Here is an 18445-nt window from a genome sequence, read left to right on the forward strand (position 1 = left end):
GTGAGGACATATCGCCATGTGCGGCCGCCTGTTGTGGACCTGTGTGCCCAGTACGAGGGTGCTTCGGACGAGGGATCTGCCTTACGTAACGGCGGGCTGATCCGATGCGTGCCGATCGCGTCTTCGCGTACGGCGCCGCCGCCGGCCTCCTCGGTGACCTGCTGCTCGGCGATCCCCGCCGGGGGCATCCGGTCGCCGCTTTCGGGCGGGCCGCGGGAGCCGTGGAGCGGGTGCTGTGGCGGGACCACCGGGGGTGGGGCGCGCTGCATGCCCTTGTGTGCGTCGGCGGTGCCGTGTCCCTCGCGGGTGCCGCCGCCCATTCCGTACGCACGTCACGTACCGCTTCCATCGCGCTGACCGCGGCCGCCACTTGGGCGGTCGTCGGGGGAACCTCCCTCGGCCGGGAGGCCCGAGCCATCGGCGGGGCGCTCGCCGCCGGGGACATCGAGACGGCCCGGGAGCGGCTGCCTCATCTGTGCGGGCGGGATCCGCAGGCGCTGGACGCCGACGGGATCGCCCGGGCCGTGGTCGAGTCCGTCGCCGAGAACACCTCCGACGCCGTCGTGGGCGCGCTGGTGTGGGGGGCCGTGGGTGGTGTGCCGGGGCTCGTCGGGTTCCGGGCGGTGAACACGCTGGACGCCATGGTCGGGCACAAGTCGGCCAAGTACCGGCGGTACGGGTGGGCTTCGGCGCGGCTCGACGACATCGCGGGGTGGCCGGGGGCACGGCTGACCGCGGTGCTCGCCGCCGCCGCGGGCGGCAGTCCACGGGGGGCCGTACGTGCCTGGCGAGCCGACGCCGCCAAGCATCCGAGCCCCAACGCCGGGCCCGTCGAGGCCTCGTTCGCGGGGGCGCTCGGCGTGCGGCTGGGCGGGACCCTCTCGTACGCGGGAAGGGTCGAGCACCGGCCCGTACTCAATGGTGCGGGGCGGCCTGTTGAGGTCGGGGACATCGAGCGGGCCGTGCGGCTCTCGCGCCGGGTGAGCATGCTCGCCCTGGGCGTGAGTGTCGCGGGGCGCATGCTGCTGAAGCGGGGGGACTCATGAGTGGCGGGCTGCTCGTCGCCGGTACGACGTCCGACGCGGGCAAGAGTGTCGTGACCGCCGGGATCTGCCGGTGGCTGGTGCGCCAGGGCGTGAAGGTGGCGCCCTTCAAGGCGCAGAACATGTCCCTCAATTCGTTCGTCACGCGGGAGGGCGCGGAGATCGGGCGGGCGCAGGCCATGCAGGCACAGGCCGCGCGCGTGGAGCCCACCGCGCTGATGAATCCCGTGCTGCTGAAGCCGGGCAGCGACCGCAGCAGCCAGGTCGTTCTCATGGGAAAGCCCGTGGGCGAGATGACAGCGCGCGGCTACCACGGAGGACGGCAGGAACGGCTCCTCGGGACCGTGCTGGAGTGCCTCGCCGAGTTGCGGGGCACGTATGACGCGGTGATCTGTGAGGGGGCGGGCAGTCCCGCCGAGATCAACCTGCGGCGGACGGACATCGTGAACATGGGGGTCGCCCGGAATGCCCGGCTGCCCGTTCTCGTCGTGGGTGACATCGATCGCGGGGGCGTCTTCGCGTCCTTCTTCGGCACGGTGGCGCTGTTGTCGCGGGAGGACCAGGCGCTCGTCGCCGGGTTCCTCGTGAACAAGTTCCGCGGGGATGTCTCACTGCTGGAGCCCGGCCTCGACATGCTCCGGGATCTCACCGGGCGTCCCTCGTACGGCGTCCTGCCCTTCCGGCACGGCCTCGGTATCGACGAGGAGGACGGGCTGCGGGTCTCGATGCGGGGGGCTGTACGGGAATCCGTCGTGGCTCCGCCCGTCGGCGCGGACGTACTCCGGGTCGCCGTCTGCGCGATCCCCCTGATGTCCAACTTCACCGACGTGGACGCGCTGGCCGCCGAACCGGGCGTCGTCGTGCGGTTCGTGGACAGGGCGGAGGAACTGGCCGACGCCGACCTTGTCGTCATCCCCGGGACCCGGGGGACGGTCAAGGCCCTGGAATGGCTGCGGGAGCGCGGACTCGCGGAGGCCATCGCGCGCAGAGCCGCGGAAGGGCGCCCCGTGCTGGGCATCTGCGGCGGCTTCCAAGTCCTCGGCGAGCACATCGAGGACGAGGTCGAATCCAGAGCGGGTGCCGTCGACGGACTCGGACTCCTCCCCGTACGGGTGCGGTTCGCGCGCGAGAAGACCCTCACCCGACCCGTCGGGGAGGCGCTCGGCGAACCCGTCGAGGGGTACGAGATCCACCACGGGGTCGCCGAAGTCACCGGTGGCACACCCTTCCTGGACGGCTGCCGGGTCGGCGAGGTCTGGGGTACGCACTGGCACGGCTCGCTGGAGTCGGACGGTTTCCGGCGGGCCTTCCTGCGCGAGGTCGCGGCCGCCGCGGGCCGCCGCTTCGTACCGGCCGCCGATACGTCGTTCGCGGCGCTGCGCGAGGAGCAGCTGGACCGGCTCGGCGATCTGATCGAGGAACACGCGGACACGGACGCGCTGTGGCGGCTCATCGAGTCCGGCGCGCCGACAGGACTGCCTTTCATTCCACCGGGAGCGCCCGCATGAGCACAGTGTTGTTGTTGTCGACCGCCGACACGGATCTGCTGGCGGCCCGTGCCTCCGGCGCCGCGTACCGGATCGGCAATCCGACCCGCGTGGATGTCGCGGAGGAGCTTCCCGCGCTCCTCGAGGGCGCGGACATCGCCGTCGTACGACTGCTGGGCGGCAAGCGCGCCTGGGAGGACGGGCTCGCCGTCCTCCAGTCGTCCGGGATTCCGACCGTGCTGCTCGGCGGAGAGAGCGTGCCGGACGCGGAGTTGATGGCCGAGTCGTCGGTTCCGGCGGGCGTCGTCGCCGAGGCGCTGCGCTATCTCGTCGAGGGGGGCCCGGAGAATCTCGCCGAGTTGTCCCGCTTCCTCTCCGACACCGTGCTGCTGACCGGTGAGGGCTTCACCGAGCCGCTGAAGATGCCCGAGTACGGCGTCCACGGCGAGCGTGCCTTCGTCGACGGCCGCCCGACCGTCGGCGTGCTCTTCTACCGGGCCCACGAACTGTCCGGCAACACCGCCTTCGTCGACACGCTGTGCGACGCGATCGAGGCACGCGGCGCCAACGCCCTTCCCGTGTACTGCGGTTCGCTGCGCGGCGCCGACGAGGGCCTGTACGAGATCCTCGGCCGGGCCGACGCGCTGGTCGCCACCGTGCTCGCGGCCGGCGGCACGCACGCCTCGCAGGCGTCCGCCGGCGGTGACGAGGAGGCCTGGGACATCGGCGCGCTCGCCGACCTCAACATCCCTGTCCTGCAAGGGCTCTGCCTGACCTCGTCGAACAGTGCCTGGGCCGCGTCCGACGCCGCCCTCTCCCCCATGGACGCCGCGATGCAGGTCGCGATCCCGGAGTTCGACGGGCGGCTCATCACGGTCCCCTTCTCCTTCAAGGAGCAGGGTCCGGACGACGTGCCGGTGTACGTCGCCGACCCCGAGCGGGCCGCGCGGGTGGCCGGAATCGCCGTGCGCCACGCCCGGTTGAAGCACAAGCCGAACGAGGAGAAGAAGCTCGCGCTCGTCTTCACCGCCTATCCGACGAAGCACTCCCGGGTCGGCAACGCGGTCGGACTCGACACGCCCGCTTCGGCGATCCGGGTGCTGGACGCGCTGCGGGACGCCGGGTACGGCGTCGAAGGGCATCCCGACAACGGCGACGAGTTGATCCACCGGCTCATCAACGCCGGTGGCCACGACGTCGAATGGCTGACGGAGGAGCAGCTCGCCGCCGCCCCCGCCCGCGTACCGCTCGCCGATTACCAGGCCTGGTTCGGCAAGCTCGACCCCAAGCTGCGCGACGGGATGCTGGAGGCGTGGGGCGAACCGCCGGGCTCCCTCTACGTGGACGGCGACGACATCGTGCTGGCCTCCCTCCAGTTCGGGAACGTCGTCGTGATGATCCAGCCGCCGCGCGGCTTCGGCGAGAACCCGATCGCGATCTACCACGACCCGGACATGCCGCCGTCGCACCACTACATGGCGGCGTACAGGTGGCTCGAGACTGCATCTTCTCAAGCGGGGTTCGGCGCGGACGCGATCGTCCACATGGGCAAGCACGGCACGATGGAATGGCTGCCCGGCAAGGGACTGGGGCTGAGCGGCGGCTGTGCCCCCGACGCCGTCCTCGGCGAACTCCCCCTCATCTACCCCTTCATCGTCAACGACCCGGGCGAGGGCACTCAGGCCAAGCGCCGCGGGCACGCCACGGTCGTCGACCACCTCGTCCCGCCGATGGCGCGCGCGGACACGTACGGCGATCTGGCGAAGCTGGAACAACTCCTCGACGAGTACGCCCTGGTGTCGGACCTGGACCCGACGAAGGCGCCGGCCGTGCGCGCCCAGATCTGGACCCTGGTCAAGGCGGCGGAGCTGCATCACGACCTGCACGTGGACGACCAGCCGGACGACGGCGACTTCGACGAGTTCGTCATGCACATCGACGGGTATCTCTGCGAGATCAAGGACGTGCAGATCCGCGACGGGCTGCACATCCTGGGCGGCGGCCCGGAGGCCGAGCCGCGCGTCAACCTCGTCCTCGCCGTGCTGCGGGCGTCGCAGGTGTGGGGCGGCGCTGCGAACGCGCTGCCGGGTCTGCGCGCCTCCTTCGCGTCCCATTTCGGCCTGGTCGAGAAGGAGTTGCTGGCCGAGCCGGGTGCGCCGGTGAAACTGCCGGTCGAGCTGACGGACCTCGTCGAGGGACCGTCGCGCACGGCCGCCGACGCGATCGACCTGCTGGAGATCCTGTGCCGCCGGGTCGCCGAGGGCATGGAGGAGCGCCGCTGGGACGTGACGACCGTCCCCGCGCTCGTACGCGAGGTCGTCGGCACCGAACTTCCGGACGCCACCGCGGTGTTGGAGTTCGCGTGCCGTGAGGTCGTGCCGCGGCTCGCCCGTACGACGGACGAGATCGACCACATCCTCCTGGCCCTGAACGGTGGTTACGTCCCGGCGGGACCGTCCGGCTCGCCGACCCGCGGACTGGTCAACGTCCTGCCGACCGGCCGCAACTTCTACTCCGTCGACCCCAAGGCCATCCCCTCCAGGCTCAGTTGGGAGGTCGGACAGTCGCTCGCCGACTCGCTCGTGCAGCGGTATCTCCAGGACACCGGCGCGTACCCGAAGTCCGTCGGCCTGACGGTCTGGGGTACGTCGGCCATGCGCACCCAGGGCGACGACATCGCGGAGATCCTGGCGCTGCTCGGCTGCCGTCCGGTGTGGGACGACGCGTCGCGCCGGGTGATGGGCTTCGAGGTCGTGCCGGTGACCGAACTCGGACGCCCCCGCATCGATGTGACGGTCCGTATCTCCGGCTTCTTCCGAGACGCGTTCCCGCACGTGGTCGGGCTGATCGACGACGCGGTGCGGACGGTGGCGGATCTGGACGAGCCCGCCGACCAGAACTACGTACGCGCGCACGCCGACGAGGACACCGCCGAGCACGGCGACCGCCGACGCGCGACGGCCCGTATCTTCGGGTCGAAGCCGGGAGCCTACGGGGCCGGGTTGCTGCCGCTCATCGACGCGCGCAACTGGCGCTCCGACGCGGACCTCGCCGAGGTGTACGCGGTGTGGGGCGGTTACGCGTACGGGCGCGGGCTCGACGGGCGGGCGGCGCGCGGGGACATGGAGACGGCGTTCAAGCGCATCGCCGTCGCGGCGAAGAACGTCGACACCCGAGAGCACGATCTCGTCGACGCCGACGACTACTTCCAGTACCACGGCGGGATGGTCGCCATGGTGCGCCATCTGACGGGAGCGAGTCCGGAGGCGTATGTCGGGGACTCGGCCGTACCCGACCAGGTGAAGACCCGGACCCTCGGCGAGGAGACGCACCGCGTGTTCCGCGCCCGCGTCGTCAACCCGCGCTGGATGGCGGCCATGCGGCGCCACGGCTACAAGGGCGCCTTCGAGATGGCGGCGACCGTCGACTACCTCTTCGGGTACGACGCCACGGCCGGGGTCGTGGACGACTGGATGTACGAGAAGCTCAGCGCGGAGTACGTCTTCGACGCCGAGAACCAGGACTTCATGAAGAAGTCCAACCCCTGGGCGCTGCGCGGGATCACCGAGCGGCTGCTCGAGGCGGCGGACCGCGGGCTGTGGGCAGAGCCGGACGCGGAGACGATCGAGCGGCTGCGGGCCACGTACCTGGAGCTCGAGGGCGACTTGGAGGGTGACGACCAGTGAGTACTCCGTTTCCGTTCACGGCCGTTGTCGGCCAGGACGACCTGCGGCTCGCGCTGCTGCTGAACGCCGTGTCGCCCGCGGTGGGCGGCGTGCTCGTACGTGGCGAGAAAGGCACGGCCAAGTCCACTGCCGTGCGTGCCCTTTCGGCGCTCATGCCGGAGGTGGACGTCGTCGCCGGATGCCGGTTCTCGTGTGCGCCCGCCTCGCCCGATCCGGCGTGTCCCGACGGGCCGCACGAGGTGGGGCCCGGGGTGTCGCGGGCTGCGCGGATGGTCGAGCTGCCGGTGGGCGCGTCCGAGGACCGGCTCGTCGGTGCGCTGGACATCGAGCGGGCGCTGGCCGAGGGCGTGAAGGCCTTCGAGCCGGGGCTGCTGGCCGACGCGCATCGCGGGATTCTGTACGTCGACGAGGTCAACCTCCTTCACGACCACCTGGTTGATCTGCTGCTGGACGCGGCCGCGATGGGTGCCTCGTACGTCGAACGCGAGGGTGTCTCCGTACGGCATGCCGCGCGGTTCCTGCTCGTCGGGACCATGAACCCCGAAGAGGGCGAGCTGCGGCCGCAGTTGCTCGACCGGTTCGGGCTCACGGTCGAGGTCGCGGCCTCGCGTGAGCCCGACCAGCGCGTGGAGGTCGTGCGGCGGCGGCTCGCGTACGACGACGACCCGGAGGGTTTCGCGGTGCGCTGGGCCGACGAGGAGTCGGCGGTACGGGCCCGGATCGTGGCGGCGCGGGAGCTGTTGCCGTCCGTGCGGCTCGGTGACGGGGCGCTGCGGCAGATCGCGGCGACCTGTGCCGCCTTCGAGGTGGACGGTATGCGGGCCGACATCGTCATGGCCCGGACCGCGACCACGCTGGCCGCGTGGGCCGGGCGGACCGAGGTCCTGGCGGAGGACGTGCGGCAGGCCGCGCTGCTCGCGCTGCCGCATCGGCGGCGGCGGAACCCCTTTGACGCGCCGGGACTCGACGAGGACAAGCTCGACGAGACGCTGGAGGAGTTCGGGGACGGCTCCGGGGGCGGGGACGGATCCGGGGACTCCGGCGACGACGATCCGGATCCGGACGGGCCCGGCGGGGGCGGCGGGCAGCCTCCCCAGGACGGGCCGCGGGACGGGGCCGACAGCCCCGAGGCCGGTGGTGAGGAAGCCGGTGGCGACGAGGCCGCCCAGCCGGAAGCGGGCGAGGCCGGGCAGCCGCAGGCTTCCGGTGCCGGCTCCGGCGAGCAGCAGGCCGTACGGGCCGCCGAGCCCTTTCGTGCGAAGGCGTTGACCGTGCCCGGTCTGGGCGAGGGGGCCGCCGGGCGGCGGTCCCGGGCGCGGACCGAGCACGGGCGGACCACCGGGGCCCGGCGGCCCCAAGGTGCGCTCACCAAGCTGCACTTGGCGGCGACCGTGCAGGCCGCGGCGCCCCATCAGCGGGCGCGTGGGCGATCCGGGCCAGGGCTCGTCGTACGGCGGGACGATCTGCGGCAGGCCACCCGGGAGGGGCGGGAGGGGAACCTCGTGCTGTTCGTCGTGGACGCCTCCGGATCGATGGCGGCTCGGCAGCGGATGAGTGCCGTGAAGGGGGCCGTTCTTTCGTTGCTGCTCGACGCCTATCAGCGGCGGGACAAGGTGGGGTTCGTTACCTTCCGGGGGTCCGCGGCCGATGTGGCGCTGCCGCCCACCTCTTCCGTGGACGCGGCCGCCGTGCGGCTGGAGTCGTTGCCGACGGGTGGGCGTACGCCGCTCGCGGCCGGGCTGTTGCGTGCGCACGACGTGTTGCGGGTGGAGCGGTTGCGGGATCCGGCCCGGCGGGCGCTGGTTGTGGTGGTGACCGACGGGCGGGCCACGGGTGGCCCCGAGCCGGTGGCGCTCGCGGGGCGGGCGGCTCGGCTGTTCGCCGTCGACGGGATCGCGTCCGTTGTCGTCGACTGCGAGTCCGGGCCCGTACGGCTCGGGCTGGCCGGGCAGCTCGCGGGTGAGCTCGGCGGGACCGCGGTGACGTTGGACGAGCTGCGGGCCGACTCGATCGCCGGGCTGGTCAGGGATGTTCAGAGCAACCGCACAGCTAACAGCAAGAGCAACAGCAGGAGGGCCGCGTAGTGCCGCAGGGACAGCCGAGTGTCGTACCGGACGACGGCCTGACGACTCGTCAGCGACGGAATCGGCCGCTTGTCGTGGTGCATACGGGGATCGGGAAGGGCAAGTCCACCGCTGCCTTCGGGCTCGCGTTGCGGGCCTGGAATCAGGGGTGGCCCATCGGGGTGTTCCAGTTCGTCAAGTCGGCGAAGTGGAAGGTCGGGGAAGAGAACGCGCTGCGCGTGCTGGGGGCCAGCGGTGAGGGCGGGTCCGTCGACTGGCACAAGATGGGCGAAGGGTGGTCGTGGGTGCAGCGCGACTCCCAGATGGACAACGAGGAGAAGGCCCGCGAGGGCTGGGAGCAGGTCAAGCGGGACCTCGCCGCGGAGACGTACAAGCTGTATGTGCTCGACGAGTTCGCCTACCCCATGCACTGGGGCTGGGTCGATGTCGACGAGGTTGTCGCTGTGCTGCGGGATCGGCCCGGGACCCAGCATGTCGTGATCACCGGGCGCAACGCTCCGGAGAAGTTGGTGGAGTTCGCCGATCTCGTCACCGACATGTCGAAGGTCAAGCATCCGATGGACGCCGGGCAGAAGGGGCAGAGGGGCATCGAGTGGTGACGTCCGTTCCTCGGCTGGTCATCGCCGCGCCCTCTTCCGGGAGCGGCAAGACCACTGTTGCCACGGGGTTGATGGCCGCGTTCGCCTCGCGGGGGCTTGTCGTGTCTCCGCACAAGGTGGGGCCCGACTACATCGATCCCGGGTATCACGCGCTCGCGACCGGGCGGGTGGGGCGGAATCTCGACGCGTATCTGTGTGGGGCGGAGTTGGTCGGGCCGCTGTTCGCCCATGGGGCGCGCGGGTGTGATCTCGCCGTCGTAGAAGGCGTGATGGGGCTTTACGACGGGGCCTCCGGAGAAGGGGAGTTGGCTTCTACCGCTCATGTGGCCAAGCTCTTGCGGGCGCCTGTGGTGTTGGTGGTGGACGCGTCGTCCCAGGCTCGGTCCGTGGCCGCGCTCGTGCATGGGTTCGCTTCCTGGGATCCCGAAGTGCGGATCGGTGGGGTGATCCTCAACAAGGTCGGCTCGGAGCGGCATGAGTCGCTGCTTCGGGAGGCTTTGGACGAGTCGGGGGTGCCTGTGCTCGGCGCGTTGCGGCGGGTCGCGCTGGTGGGGACTCCTTCTCGGCATCTGGGGCTGGTGCCTGTTGCCGAGCGGCGGGGGGAGGCGGTTTCGGCTGTTGCCGCGATGGCCTCGCAGGTGCGGGAAGGGTGTGACCTGGATGCGCTGTTCGCGCTGGCTCGGGGGGCGGGGGTTTTGTCGGGTGCGGCTTGGGATGCGGCTGAGGTCGTGGCTCTTTCGCCCCCGCCGCCCCTTCCCGTTCCCAGCCCTGGGGGCTGCGCCCCCAGAGCCCCCTATCGGCCTGAACGGCCTCGTCCTCAAACGCCGGACGGGCTGGAAGTGCCTGGACCGGGCTTGAAAGTGACGGGCGGGCCGGCTGGACGCCAGGTGGGCCTGGAAAGTCCCGTCGTCGCCGTTGCCGGCGGTCCCGCCTTCACCTTCTCCTATGCCGAGCATGCTGAGCTGCTTGTCGCCGCCGGGGCCGAAGTCGTCGTCTTTGATCCGCTTCGGGATGAGCAACTGCCCGAGGGGACACGCGGGTTGGTCATCGGGGGTGGGTTTCCTGAGGTGTACGCACCCGAGTTGTCCGCCAATGAACCCCTGCGCCGAGCCGTTGCCGCTCTCGCGGAGCGTGGCGCGCCGATCGCCGCCGAGTGTGCCGGGCTGCTCTATCTCGCGCGTGAGCTCGATGGGCAGCCCATGTGTGGGGTCATCGATGCGAAGGCCCGGATGGACGAGCGGCTGACGCTCGGGTACCGGGACGCCGTCGCCGTGTCCGACAGTGTGCTCGCCGAGGCGGGGACCCGGATGCGCGGGCATGAGTTTCACCGGACCGTCGTGGAGCCGGGGGCCGGGGTGGCTCCCGCATGGGGGGTTCGTGGCCCGGTGCGGCGGGTCGAAGGTTTCGTACAGCGGGGTGTGCACGCGAGTTATCTGCACACGCACTGGGCTTCCGCGCCCGGTGTCGCCCGTCGGTTCGTGGAGAGGTGTGTCGGGTCATGAGCAACAGCAGACTGATCGGGGTCGGGGTCGGGCCCGGGGATCCCGAGCTCGTGACCGTCAAAGGGGTCAACTGCCTTCGCGCGGCGGATGTTGTTGTCGTGCCGGTCATGGATGGCGGGGAGCTCGGGCGTGCCGAGGCCACCGTGTTGCATTACGTGGGCGCCGAGAAGGTCGTACGGGTTGTCTTCGCCCTCAACGAGCGGTCCGACCGGGGGCGGCGCGAGGCCGCCTGGGACGCGGCCGGGGCGCGGGTGGCCGAGCTGTTGCGGGCCCACGGCACCGTGGCCTTCGCGACGATCGGGGATCCGAATGTGTACTCCACGTTCACCTATCTCGCCCAGACCATCGAGCGCCTCGTACCGGGAACCGTCGTCGAGACCGTGCCCGGTATCACCGCCATGCAGGATCTCGCCTCGCGGTCCGGGGCCGTTCTGACCGAGGGGACCGAGCCTCTGACCCTCGTTCCCGTCACGGCGGGGGCCGGTGTGCTCAAGGACGCGCTCAACGGGCCCGGCACCGTCGTCGCGTACAAGTTCGGGCGGCTCGCGGAGGAAGTGGCCGCGGCGTTGCGGGAGACCGGGCGGGTCGACGACGCCGTGTGGGGGTCCGCGCTCGGACTGCCCGAGGAGTCGATCCGGCCCGCGGCGGAGCTGGACGGTGGCGGGCCGCTGCCGTACCTCTCGACGCTCATCGCTCCCGCCCGGCGCGACGGCGGACGCGGCGGCAAGCTGTGACTTCCGTCAGAGACCGCGCAGGCTGCGGAGACCGCAGAGGCCGTGGAGATCGCGGTGGCCGTGGAGATCGCGGTGGCCGCGTACACGCCCTCTCATTCGGCCGCTCATTCGGCCTCTCGTTCCGCGATGCCCACCACCAGCCAGGTGAAGGCCGCCGCGGCGATCGTGCACAGCAGGGTGGGCCGGGCGGTGGTGCTCGTGTCGGCCCCGTGTGCCGCCTGGCGCGCGGCCGGTACGCCGAAGGTCTCGTCGCCCGCCAGGCCGAGTACGAGGTGGCGGCGGTCGGTGACGCGGTGCGCCGTCCAGCCGCCGGACGGCGGCATGAGGAACGCGCCGAGCGCGACGATCACCGCCAGGTGCCCTTGTTGTCCGATCGACCCCCCGTTCAGGTATGTCCCACGCCCGCGTCCCCGCGGCCGGCGGAGCACGTGCGCTGATGTCTCGTAGGAGAGGACCCCATCCCATGGCCGATGCCCCCACCGGCAAGGTGACCTTCGTCGGGGCCGGGCCCGGCGCCGCCGACCTGCTGACGTTCCGTGCCGCGCGCGCGATCGCCGACGCCGATGTCGTGATCTGGGCGGCCAGCCTGGTGCAGGCGGAGGTTCTCGAGCACGCGCGTGAGAGTGCCGAGATCCTGGACTCGGCGACCATGTCGCTGGAGGACGTCGTCGCCGTGTACGAGCGGGCCGCCGCGGACGGGCTGAAGGTGGCCAGGATCCACTCCGGCGACCCCGCCCTCTGGGGCGGCACGCAGGAGCAGGTCGACCGGTGTGCGGAGATCGGGATCGAGACCGAGATCGTGCCGGGTGTCTCCTCCTTCTCCGCCGTCGCCGCGCTCGCCCAGCGCGAGCTGACCATTCCCGAGGTCGCGCAGTCCGTGATCCTCACCCGGCTCGGCGGCGGCAAGACGCCGATGCCGCCCGGGGAGGAGGTGCGCGAGTTCGCCCGGCACGGGACGACCATGGCGCTCTTCCTGTCGGCGGCCCGCAGCGGTCAGCTCGTACGGGAGTTGCTGGAGGGCGGCTACCCGACCTCCACCCCCGTCGTGGTCGCGTACCAGGCGACCTGGCCGGAGGAGCTGATCGTGAAGTGCACGATCGGCACGCTGGAGGAGACCGTCAAGGAGCACAAGCTCTGGAAGCACACGCTGTTCCTGGTCGGCCCGGCCCTCGACGCGCACGGCACGCGCTCGCACCTCTACCACCCCGGCCACTTCCACGGCTTCCGCAAGGCCGACCCGGAGGCGCGGCGAGCGCTGCGGACGCGGGGTGCGACGCCGTGATCACCGTCGAGGGCGCCGTGATCACGGTCATCGGTACGGGGACGGGGGCGCCCCTTCCGCCGGACGCCGAGGCCGCGTTGGCCGGGGCGGGGCTTGTCGTGGGGGCGCGGCGGCATCTGGCGGCCGCGGTGCTGCCGGACACCGCCGAGCGGATCGTCCTCGGGCCGCTCGCGCCCGCCTTCGACGCGATCGAGCAGGCCATCGAGAAGCCCGTGGAGCCCGCGGACGCGGAGCGGCGGCACGTTGTCGTGCTGGCCTCCGGGGACCCCGGGTTCTTCGGGATAGTCCGGGCCCTCGCGGAACGCTTCGGGGCCGGGCGGCTGACCGTCCACCCCGGGGTGTCGTCCGTCGCCACCGCCTTCGCGCGCCTCGGGCTGACCTGGGACGACGCGGTGGTGGTGAGCGCGCACGGGCGTGACCTGCGGACCGCCGTGAACGTCTGTCGGGCGCACCCGAAGGTGGCGGTGCTGACCGGGCCCGGCTCCGGTCCGGCCGAGTTGGGAGCCGCGCTGCGATCGAGTGAGCGGGTTCTGGTGGTGGCCTCGGCCTTGGGCACTGCCTCAGCCTTGGGCTCCGACTCCGACTCCGGCTCCGGCTCCGGCTCCGGCTCCGAGTCGGGCTCCGGCTCCGGCGAGCAGGTGGAGCGTGTCGAGCGGGTCACCCCCGCCGAGGCCGCCGCCCGTGACTGGGGGTCGGCCGTGAGCGTCGTGCTCTGCCTGGACGAGTCACGCGTCCTCCCCCCTGTGCGCACCGTCGCCGGACCGCCGTCCGGGCCCGCCCAATGGGCCCTGCGGGAGGAAGAGTTCGAGCACCGTGACTCGATGATCACCAAGTTCGAGGTACGGGCGCTCGCGCTGGCCCGGCTCGGGCCGCGGCTCGGGGAGCATGTCTGGGACGTCGGCGCGGGGTCCGGCTCGGTCGCCGTGGAGTGCGCGCGGCTCGGGGCCGCCGTCACCGCCGTGGAAAAGACCCTGGACGGCGTGGAGCGCGTACGCGCCAACGCCGCCGCGCACGGGGTCGAGGTGACCGTCGTGCACGGTGCCGCGCCGACCGTGCTGTCCGATCTTCCCGACCCCGACGCCGTGTTCATCGGCGGGGGCGGGCGCGAGCTGCCCGGGATCGTGACCGCCTGCGCGCGGCGGACGCGGCGGTCGGTCGTCGTGGCGATGGCCGCGCTCGACCGGGTTCCGGCGGTACGGGACGCGCTCGTCACGGCGGGGCTCGACTGCGAGGGCGTACTGCTGCAGTCGTCCCGGCTGGCGCCACTGCCCGGGGACGTCACCCGGCTCGCGGCGACCAATCCCGTTTTTCTGCTGTGGGGCGTCCGGCCCCCGGCGCGTAGTGAAGGAGTCGCCCAGTGATCGGCCTGATTTCCGCGACGGCCGCCGGCTCGGCGGGCTGTGAGCGGGTGGCCTCGGCCTGGCCAGGCCGTACCCGCGTGTACGACGGGCCCGTGGGGGACGCCGTGCGGCGGGCCTTCGCCGAGTGTGAGCAGCTCGTGTGCTTCCTCGCCACGGGGGCCGTGGTGCGGCTCGTCGCGCCGCTGCTCATCGACAAGGCGTCCGACCCCGGGGTGGTGTGCGTCGACGAGGGCGGCCGGTTCGCGGTGTCCCTGGTCGGGGGGCACGGGGGCGGCGCCAATGAACTCGCCCGCGAGGTGGGCGAGTTGCTCGGCGCCGAGCCCGTCGTGACGACGGCCACCGACTCCGTCGGGGTGCCGGGTCTCGACATGCTCGGGTTCCCGGTGGAAGGGGATGTCGCCGGGGTGACCCGGGCCCTGCTGGACGGGGAACCCGTCGGCCTGCACGCCGAGTTGGCGTGGCCGCTTCCCCCGCTGGCCGTCGCCCCGCGGGGCAGGTACGCGATCCGTGTCACCGACCGCGCTCTCGCGCCCGCCGCGCACGAAGTGATCCTCCGCCCGCCGTCCCTCGTCGTCGGCGTCGGCGCCTCCAAGGGGGCTCCCGTCGAAGAGGTACTCGGGCTCGTCGAGGACTCCCTCCGCGATGCCGGGCTCTCCGCGAAGTGCGTCGCCGAGCTCGCCACCGTCGACGCCAAGGCCGATGAGCCCGGCATCCTCGGGGCGGCCGAGCGGCTCGGGGTGCCCGTGGTGACGTACAGCGCCGAGGAGTTGGCGAAGGTCGACGTGCCGAACCCCTCGGACGCGCCGCTCGCCGCCGTCGGCACCCCGTCGGTGGCGGAGGCCGCGGCCCTCCTCCGCGGCGGTGAACTCCTCGTCCCCAAGCGCAAGTCGGCCGCCCAACCGGCGATGGCGACCTGTGCGGTCGTACGACGGGTGGCGCGCGGGCGGCTCGCGGTCGTCGGGCTCGGGCCCGGCGCCCGGGATCTCCTCACCCCACGCGCCAAGGACGAACTGCGCCGGGCCTCCGTGCTCGTCGGGCTCGACCAGTACGTCGACCAGATCCGCGACCTGCTCCGCCCGGGCACCCGGGTCCTGGAGTCCGGGCTCGGGGCCGAGGAGGAGCGGGCCCGAACTGCCGTGACCGAGGCCCGACTCGGTCAGGCCGTCGCGCTGATCGGCAGCGGCGACGCGGGCGTGTACGCGATGGCGTCGCCCGCGCTCGCGGAGGCGTCCGACGACATCGACGTGGTCGGAGTGCCGGGGGTGACCGCCGCGCTCGCGGCCGGGGCGATCCTGGGTGCGCCGCTCGGCCACGACCACGTCTCGATCAGCCTCTCCGACCTGCACACGCCGTGGGAGGTCATCGAGCGCCGGGTGCGCGCGGCGGCCGAGGCCGACATCGTGGTCACCTTCTACAACCCCCGTAGCCGGGGCCGGGACTGGCAGCTCCCCAAGGCGCTCACGATCCTCGCCGAGCACCGCGAGCCGACGACGCCCGTGGGTGTCGTACGCAACGCCTCGCGACCGGACGAATCCAGCCGCCTCACCACACTCGCGGGACTCGACCCCGCGACGGTGGACATGATGACGGTCGTGACCGTGGGCAACACGGCGACTCGTGAGATCGCCGGGCGCATGGTGACGCCGCGCGGTTACCGCTGGCAGGAGGAACCCAAATGAGCCGACCGCAGGTGAGCGGAGTGAGCCAGGTGTTCCCGGAGACGCGGGTCGTGCACCCCATCGAGCAGGAGTCCTTCCGGCGGCTGCGGACCCGTCTGGACACCGCGCACTTCCCGCCGCTGACCCGGGCGGTCGTGGAGCGGGTGATCCACTCCGCCGCCGACCTGGAGTACGCGACGGACCTCGTGACCGACGAGGGCGCGCTGGAGAAGGCGCACCGGGCGCTGCATGACGGGGTGCCCGTGGTCGTGGACGTGGAGATGGTCGCGGCGGGCATCACGCGCCGCGAGACCGTGTGCCGGCTGAAGGACGCGAAGTCCGGTCCGGGGCTGACCCGTTCGGCGCACGCGGTCCGGCTCGCGTACGAGCAGGTGGGGCCCGGCGCGCTCTGGGTGATCGGCTGCGCGCCGACCGCGCTCGAAGAGCTCCTGACGCTGGACGCCGCTCCGGCGCTCGTCATCGGTCTGCCCGTCGGCTTCGTCGGCGCGGCGGAGTCCAAGGCCGCGTTGCGCGAGAGCGGGCTGCCCGCCGTCAGCAACGTGTCCGAGAAGGGCGGGTCGGCCGTCGCCGCGGCCGCGCTCAACGCCCTGCTGTATCACCCGGTCTCACAAGCTGCCGAACCTTCACGGACCGCCGGCACTTCAGAGGCCGCCAGAACTTCGGACGCCACCAGGACTTCGGAGGCCGCCAGGACTTCAGAGGCCGCAAAGGAGAAACCGTGATCACCCCTCCCCCCGCCCTCCTCATCGCCGGACACGGCACCCGGGACGAGGCCGGAGCCGAGGCCTTCCGCGACTTCGTACGGGAGTTGGGGAACCGTCACCCAGACCTGCCCGTCGCGGGCGGGTTCATCGAGCTGTCCCCGCCGCCGCTCGGTGACGCGGTGACCGAACTGGTCGAGCGGGGCGTACGCCGGTTCGCCGCCGTGCCCCTGATGCTGGTTTCCGCCGGGCACGCCAAGGGTGACATTCCGGCCGCGCTGACCCGTGAGAAGGAACGGCACCCGGGGATCTCGTACTCGTACGGGCGTCCGCTGGGCCCGCACCCGTCGCTGCTCGCCGTGCTGGAGCGGCGGCTCGACGAGGCGCTCGGGGGCACGGGGCGTACGCCCGAGGACCGTGCCGATGTGACCGTTCTGCTCGTCGGGCGTGGCTCGACCGACCCCGACGCCAACGCGGAGGTGCACAAGGCGGCGCGACTGCTCTGGGAGGGGCGCGGGTACGCGGGCGTGGAGACGGCGTTCGTGTCGCTGGCCGCGCCGGACGTGCCGTCGGGCCTGGACCGCTGTGTGAAGCTCGGGGCGCGGCGGATCGTCGTGCTCCCCTACTTCCTGTTCACCGGGATCCTCCCGGACCGGGTGCGGCAGCAGACCGAGGGGTGGGCCGCGGCGCATCCGGAGGTCGAGATACGGTCCGCCGATGTCATCGGCCCGGAGCCGGAACTGCTCGACCTGGTGATGGAGCGCTACCGAGAGGCGGTCGAGGGCGATCTGCGGATGAACTGCGACTCCTGCGTCTACCGCATCGCGTTGCCGGGCTTCGAGGACAAGGTGGGGCTTTCTCAGCAGCCGCACTTCCACCCGGACGACGACGGCCACCACCACGACGGTCACCACCACCACGGCGACCCCGCACACTCCCATGCGCACTGACAGCGGCGGCAGGCAGGGACCCGGCGGTCCCGAGGACGCACACGACCTGCGGCACCACGGTGACGCCGAGGTGCGCGACGACGGCTCGGCACTCATCGACCTCGCCGTGAACGTCCGTGCCGGTACTCCCCCGGCCTGGCTGCGTGAGCACATCGCCGGGTCGTTGGGTGGGCTGGCCGCCTACCCGGACGGGCGGGCGGCGCGGGCCGCGGTGGCGGCGCGGCACGGGTCGCCCGTGGAACGCGTGTTGCTCACCGCCGGTGCCGCCGAGGCATTCGTGCTGGTCGCCCGCGCCCTCAAGGCCCGTCAACCTCTCGTCGTGCACCCGCAGTTCACCGAGCCGGAGGCGGCGTTGCGGGATGCGGGGTACACCGTGGATCGGCTGTTGCTGCGGGCGGAGGACGGGTTCCGGCTGGACCCGGATGTCGTGCCCGAGGACGCGGATCTGGTGGTGATCGGCAATCCGACCAATCCGACGTCCGTCCTTCATCCGGCCGACCGGATCGTTGAACTCGCCCGCCCTGGGCGGACGTTGGTCGTGGACGAGGCATTCATGGACGCGGTGCCGGATGAGCGCGAAGCGCTCGCCGGACGGACGGATGTGCCGGGTCTCGTCGTGCTGCGCAGCCTCACGAAGACATGGGGGCTGGCGGGGTTGCGGATCGGGTACGTTCTGGCGGCTCCGGAGACGGTCGCCGAACTCGAGCGTGCGCAGCCTCTCTGGCCGGTCTCCTCGCCCGCCCTCGCGGCCGCCGAGGCCTGTATGACTCCACGGGCTCTCTCGGAGCAGGGCCACGCGGCGTGGCGTGTCGCCGCGGATCGAGCCCATCTGGTGGCTGGGCTCAAGGAGTTCGCGTCCGACGGCGTCCATGTTGTGGAGCCCTCCGAGGGGCCCTTCGTTCTCGTCCGGCTTCCGGAGGCGGCGGTTGTGCGCGAGCGGTTGCGGCGGCTGGGGTTCGCGGTGCGGCGGGGTGACACGTTTCCCGGGCTGGACGGGGGCTGGTTGCGGCTGGCCGTACGTGACCGCGCGACGGTCAACCGTTTCCTCCAGGCACTCGATCAGGCACTTAGTCTGCGGGGCTCCTGAACGCCAGGGGATCTTGAGGTGGTGTGTTTGTCTGCGGGTGGGTGGGGCTGGTCGCGCAGTTCCCCGCGCCCCTAAAAGATTGGGGGCCTCAGGTCGGTTCTCACACTGCCGGTCCTCGTGGGCTGAGCGCGCAGTTCCCCGCGCCCCTGAAGGGGCCTCGGCCCCCACCCGTCCGCAGCCTTCCGTCGGCGCGAGGGGACGTGCCGGGGCGTCCGAGCGCCGCGCTTCCCGGCCCACCCAACTACCTCAG

At 72.1% G+C, this 18445-nt stretch carries 13 protein-coding genes and 1 pseudogene; 13 read left to right on the forward strand and 1 reads right to left on the reverse strand.

Features of this window, described 5'->3' with window-relative positions; translation table 11 throughout:
- Window positions 1–104: 104 nt before the first annotated feature.
- From ACTWQR_RS33800 to cobI, 7 genes are read left to right on the forward strand one after another with little or no spacing between them, the layout of a single operon-like run.
- On the forward strand, window positions 105–1046 hold the full coding sequence (locus tag ACTWQR_RS33800) for a cobalamin biosynthesis protein (protein WP_443231016.1): 942 nt from the start codon (window positions 105–107) through the stop codon (window positions 1044–1046).
- Window positions 1043–2551 carry a cobyric acid synthase gene (locus tag ACTWQR_RS33805; RefSeq protein ID WP_443231017.1) on the forward strand — a complete coding sequence of 503 codons (1509 nt, stop codon included), beginning with the start codon at window positions 1043–1045 and terminating at the stop codon, window positions 2549–2551. Before ACTWQR_RS33800 ends, ACTWQR_RS33805 begins: the two co-directional genes overlap by 4 nt.
- On the forward strand, window positions 2548–6216 hold the full coding sequence (cobN, locus tag ACTWQR_RS33810) for a cobaltochelatase subunit CobN (RefSeq protein WP_443231018.1): 3669 nt from the start codon (window positions 2548–2550) through the stop codon (window positions 6214–6216). The genes ACTWQR_RS33805 and cobN overlap by 4 nt, the downstream gene beginning before the upstream one ends.
- Complete coding sequence (locus tag ACTWQR_RS33815) at window positions 6213–8300, forward strand: putative cobaltochelatase (protein ID WP_443231019.1); 2088 nt, start codon at window positions 6213–6215, stop codon at window positions 8298–8300. The genes cobN and ACTWQR_RS33815 overlap by 4 nt, the downstream gene beginning before the upstream one ends.
- Window positions 8300–8899, forward strand: coding sequence for a cob(I)yrinic acid a,c-diamide adenosyltransferase (cobO, locus tag ACTWQR_RS33820; protein WP_362085131.1), 600 nt, complete (start codon window positions 8300–8302; stop codon window positions 8897–8899). The genes ACTWQR_RS33815 and cobO overlap by 1 nt, the downstream gene beginning before the upstream one ends.
- Window positions 8893–10401 (forward strand): cobyrinate a,c-diamide synthase, encoded by a 1509-nt coding sequence (locus tag ACTWQR_RS33825; protein ID WP_443231020.1) that lies wholly within the window; start codon window positions 8893–8895, stop codon window positions 10399–10401. The genes cobO and ACTWQR_RS33825 overlap by 7 nt, the downstream gene beginning before the upstream one ends.
- Window positions 10398–11135 carry a precorrin-2 C(20)-methyltransferase gene (gene cobI, locus ACTWQR_RS33830; RefSeq protein WP_443231021.1) on the forward strand — a complete coding sequence of 246 codons (738 nt, stop codon included), beginning with the start codon at window positions 10398–10400 and terminating at the stop codon, window positions 11133–11135. Before ACTWQR_RS33825 ends, cobI begins: the two co-directional genes overlap by 4 nt.
- A 152-nt stretch (window positions 11136–11287) precedes the next feature.
- Here the strand turns inward: cobI and ACTWQR_RS33835 are convergent.
- Window positions 11288–11491, reverse strand: a pseudogene (locus ACTWQR_RS33835) (permease); the annotation flags it as partial.
- Between the two features lie 107 nt (window positions 11492–11598).
- Here ACTWQR_RS33835 and cobM point away from each other — a divergent pair.
- The 6 genes from cobM to cobC are packed head-to-tail and all read left to right on the forward strand — an operon-like array spanning window position 11599 to window position 18195.
- Window positions 11599–12417, forward strand: coding sequence for a precorrin-4 C(11)-methyltransferase (gene cobM / locus ACTWQR_RS33840; protein ID WP_443231022.1), 819 nt, complete (start codon window positions 11599–11601; stop codon window positions 12415–12417).
- Between the two features lie 17 nt (window positions 12418–12434).
- Entirely contained in the window at window positions 12435–13778 is a 1344-nt protein-coding gene (cbiE, locus tag ACTWQR_RS33845) for a precorrin-6y C5,15-methyltransferase (decarboxylating) subunit CbiE (protein ID WP_443231031.1), read from the forward strand.
- On the forward strand, window positions 13775–15457 hold the full coding sequence (gene cobJ, locus ACTWQR_RS33850) for a precorrin-3B C(17)-methyltransferase (RefSeq protein WP_443231023.1): 1683 nt from the start codon (window positions 13775–13777) through the stop codon (window positions 15455–15457). Before cbiE ends, cobJ begins: the two co-directional genes overlap by 4 nt.
- Window positions 15454–16179 carry a precorrin-8X methylmutase gene (locus ACTWQR_RS33855; RefSeq protein ID WP_443231024.1) on the forward strand — a complete coding sequence of 242 codons (726 nt, stop codon included), beginning with the start codon at window positions 15454–15456 and terminating at the stop codon, window positions 16177–16179. Before cobJ ends, ACTWQR_RS33855 begins: the two co-directional genes overlap by 4 nt.
- Window positions 16176–17108 carry a sirohydrochlorin chelatase gene (locus tag ACTWQR_RS33860; protein ID WP_443231025.1) on the forward strand — a complete coding sequence of 311 codons (933 nt, stop codon included), beginning with the start codon at window positions 16176–16178 and terminating at the stop codon, window positions 17106–17108. Before ACTWQR_RS33855 ends, ACTWQR_RS33860 begins: the two co-directional genes overlap by 4 nt.
- Window positions 17098–18195 carry an Rv2231c family pyridoxal phosphate-dependent protein CobC gene (gene cobC, locus ACTWQR_RS33865; protein ID WP_443231026.1) on the forward strand — a complete coding sequence of 366 codons (1098 nt, stop codon included), beginning with the start codon at window positions 17098–17100 and terminating at the stop codon, window positions 18193–18195. The genes ACTWQR_RS33860 and cobC overlap by 11 nt, the downstream gene beginning before the upstream one ends.
- Window positions 18196–18445 lie beyond the last annotated feature (250 nt).

Origin of the sequence: Streptomyces sp. 2A115 (assembly GCF_052245575.1) — a bacterium.
Classification (GTDB): domain Bacteria; phylum Actinomycetota; class Actinomycetes; order Streptomycetales; family Streptomycetaceae; genus Streptomyces.

Bases quoted from the DNA above. Each gene is read 5' to 3' on its own strand.
- cobN (WP_443231018.1), top strand. From the start codon at position 2,548: ATGAGCACAGTGTTGTTGTTGTCGACCGCCGACACGGATCTGCTGGCG.
- ACTWQR_RS33805 (WP_443231017.1), top strand. From the start codon at position 1,043: ATGAGTGGCGGGCTGCTCGTCGCCGGTACGACGTCCGACGCGGGCAAG.
- cobM (WP_443231022.1), top strand. From the start codon at position 11,599: ATGGCCGATGCCCCCACCGGCAAGGTGACCTTCGTCGGGGCCGGGCCC.
- cobC (WP_443231026.1), top strand. From the start codon at position 17,098: ATGCGCACTGACAGCGGCGGCAGGCAGGGACCCGGCGGTCCCGAGGAC.
- ACTWQR_RS33800 (WP_443231016.1), top strand. From the start codon at position 105: ATGCGTGCCGATCGCGTCTTCGCGTACGGCGCCGCCGCCGGCCTCCTC.
- cobI (WP_443231021.1), top strand. From the start codon at position 10,398: ATGAGCAACAGCAGACTGATCGGGGTCGGGGTCGGGCCCGGGGATCCC.
- ACTWQR_RS33855 (WP_443231024.1), top strand. From the start codon at position 15,454: ATGAGCCGACCGCAGGTGAGCGGAGTGAGCCAGGTGTTCCCGGAGACG.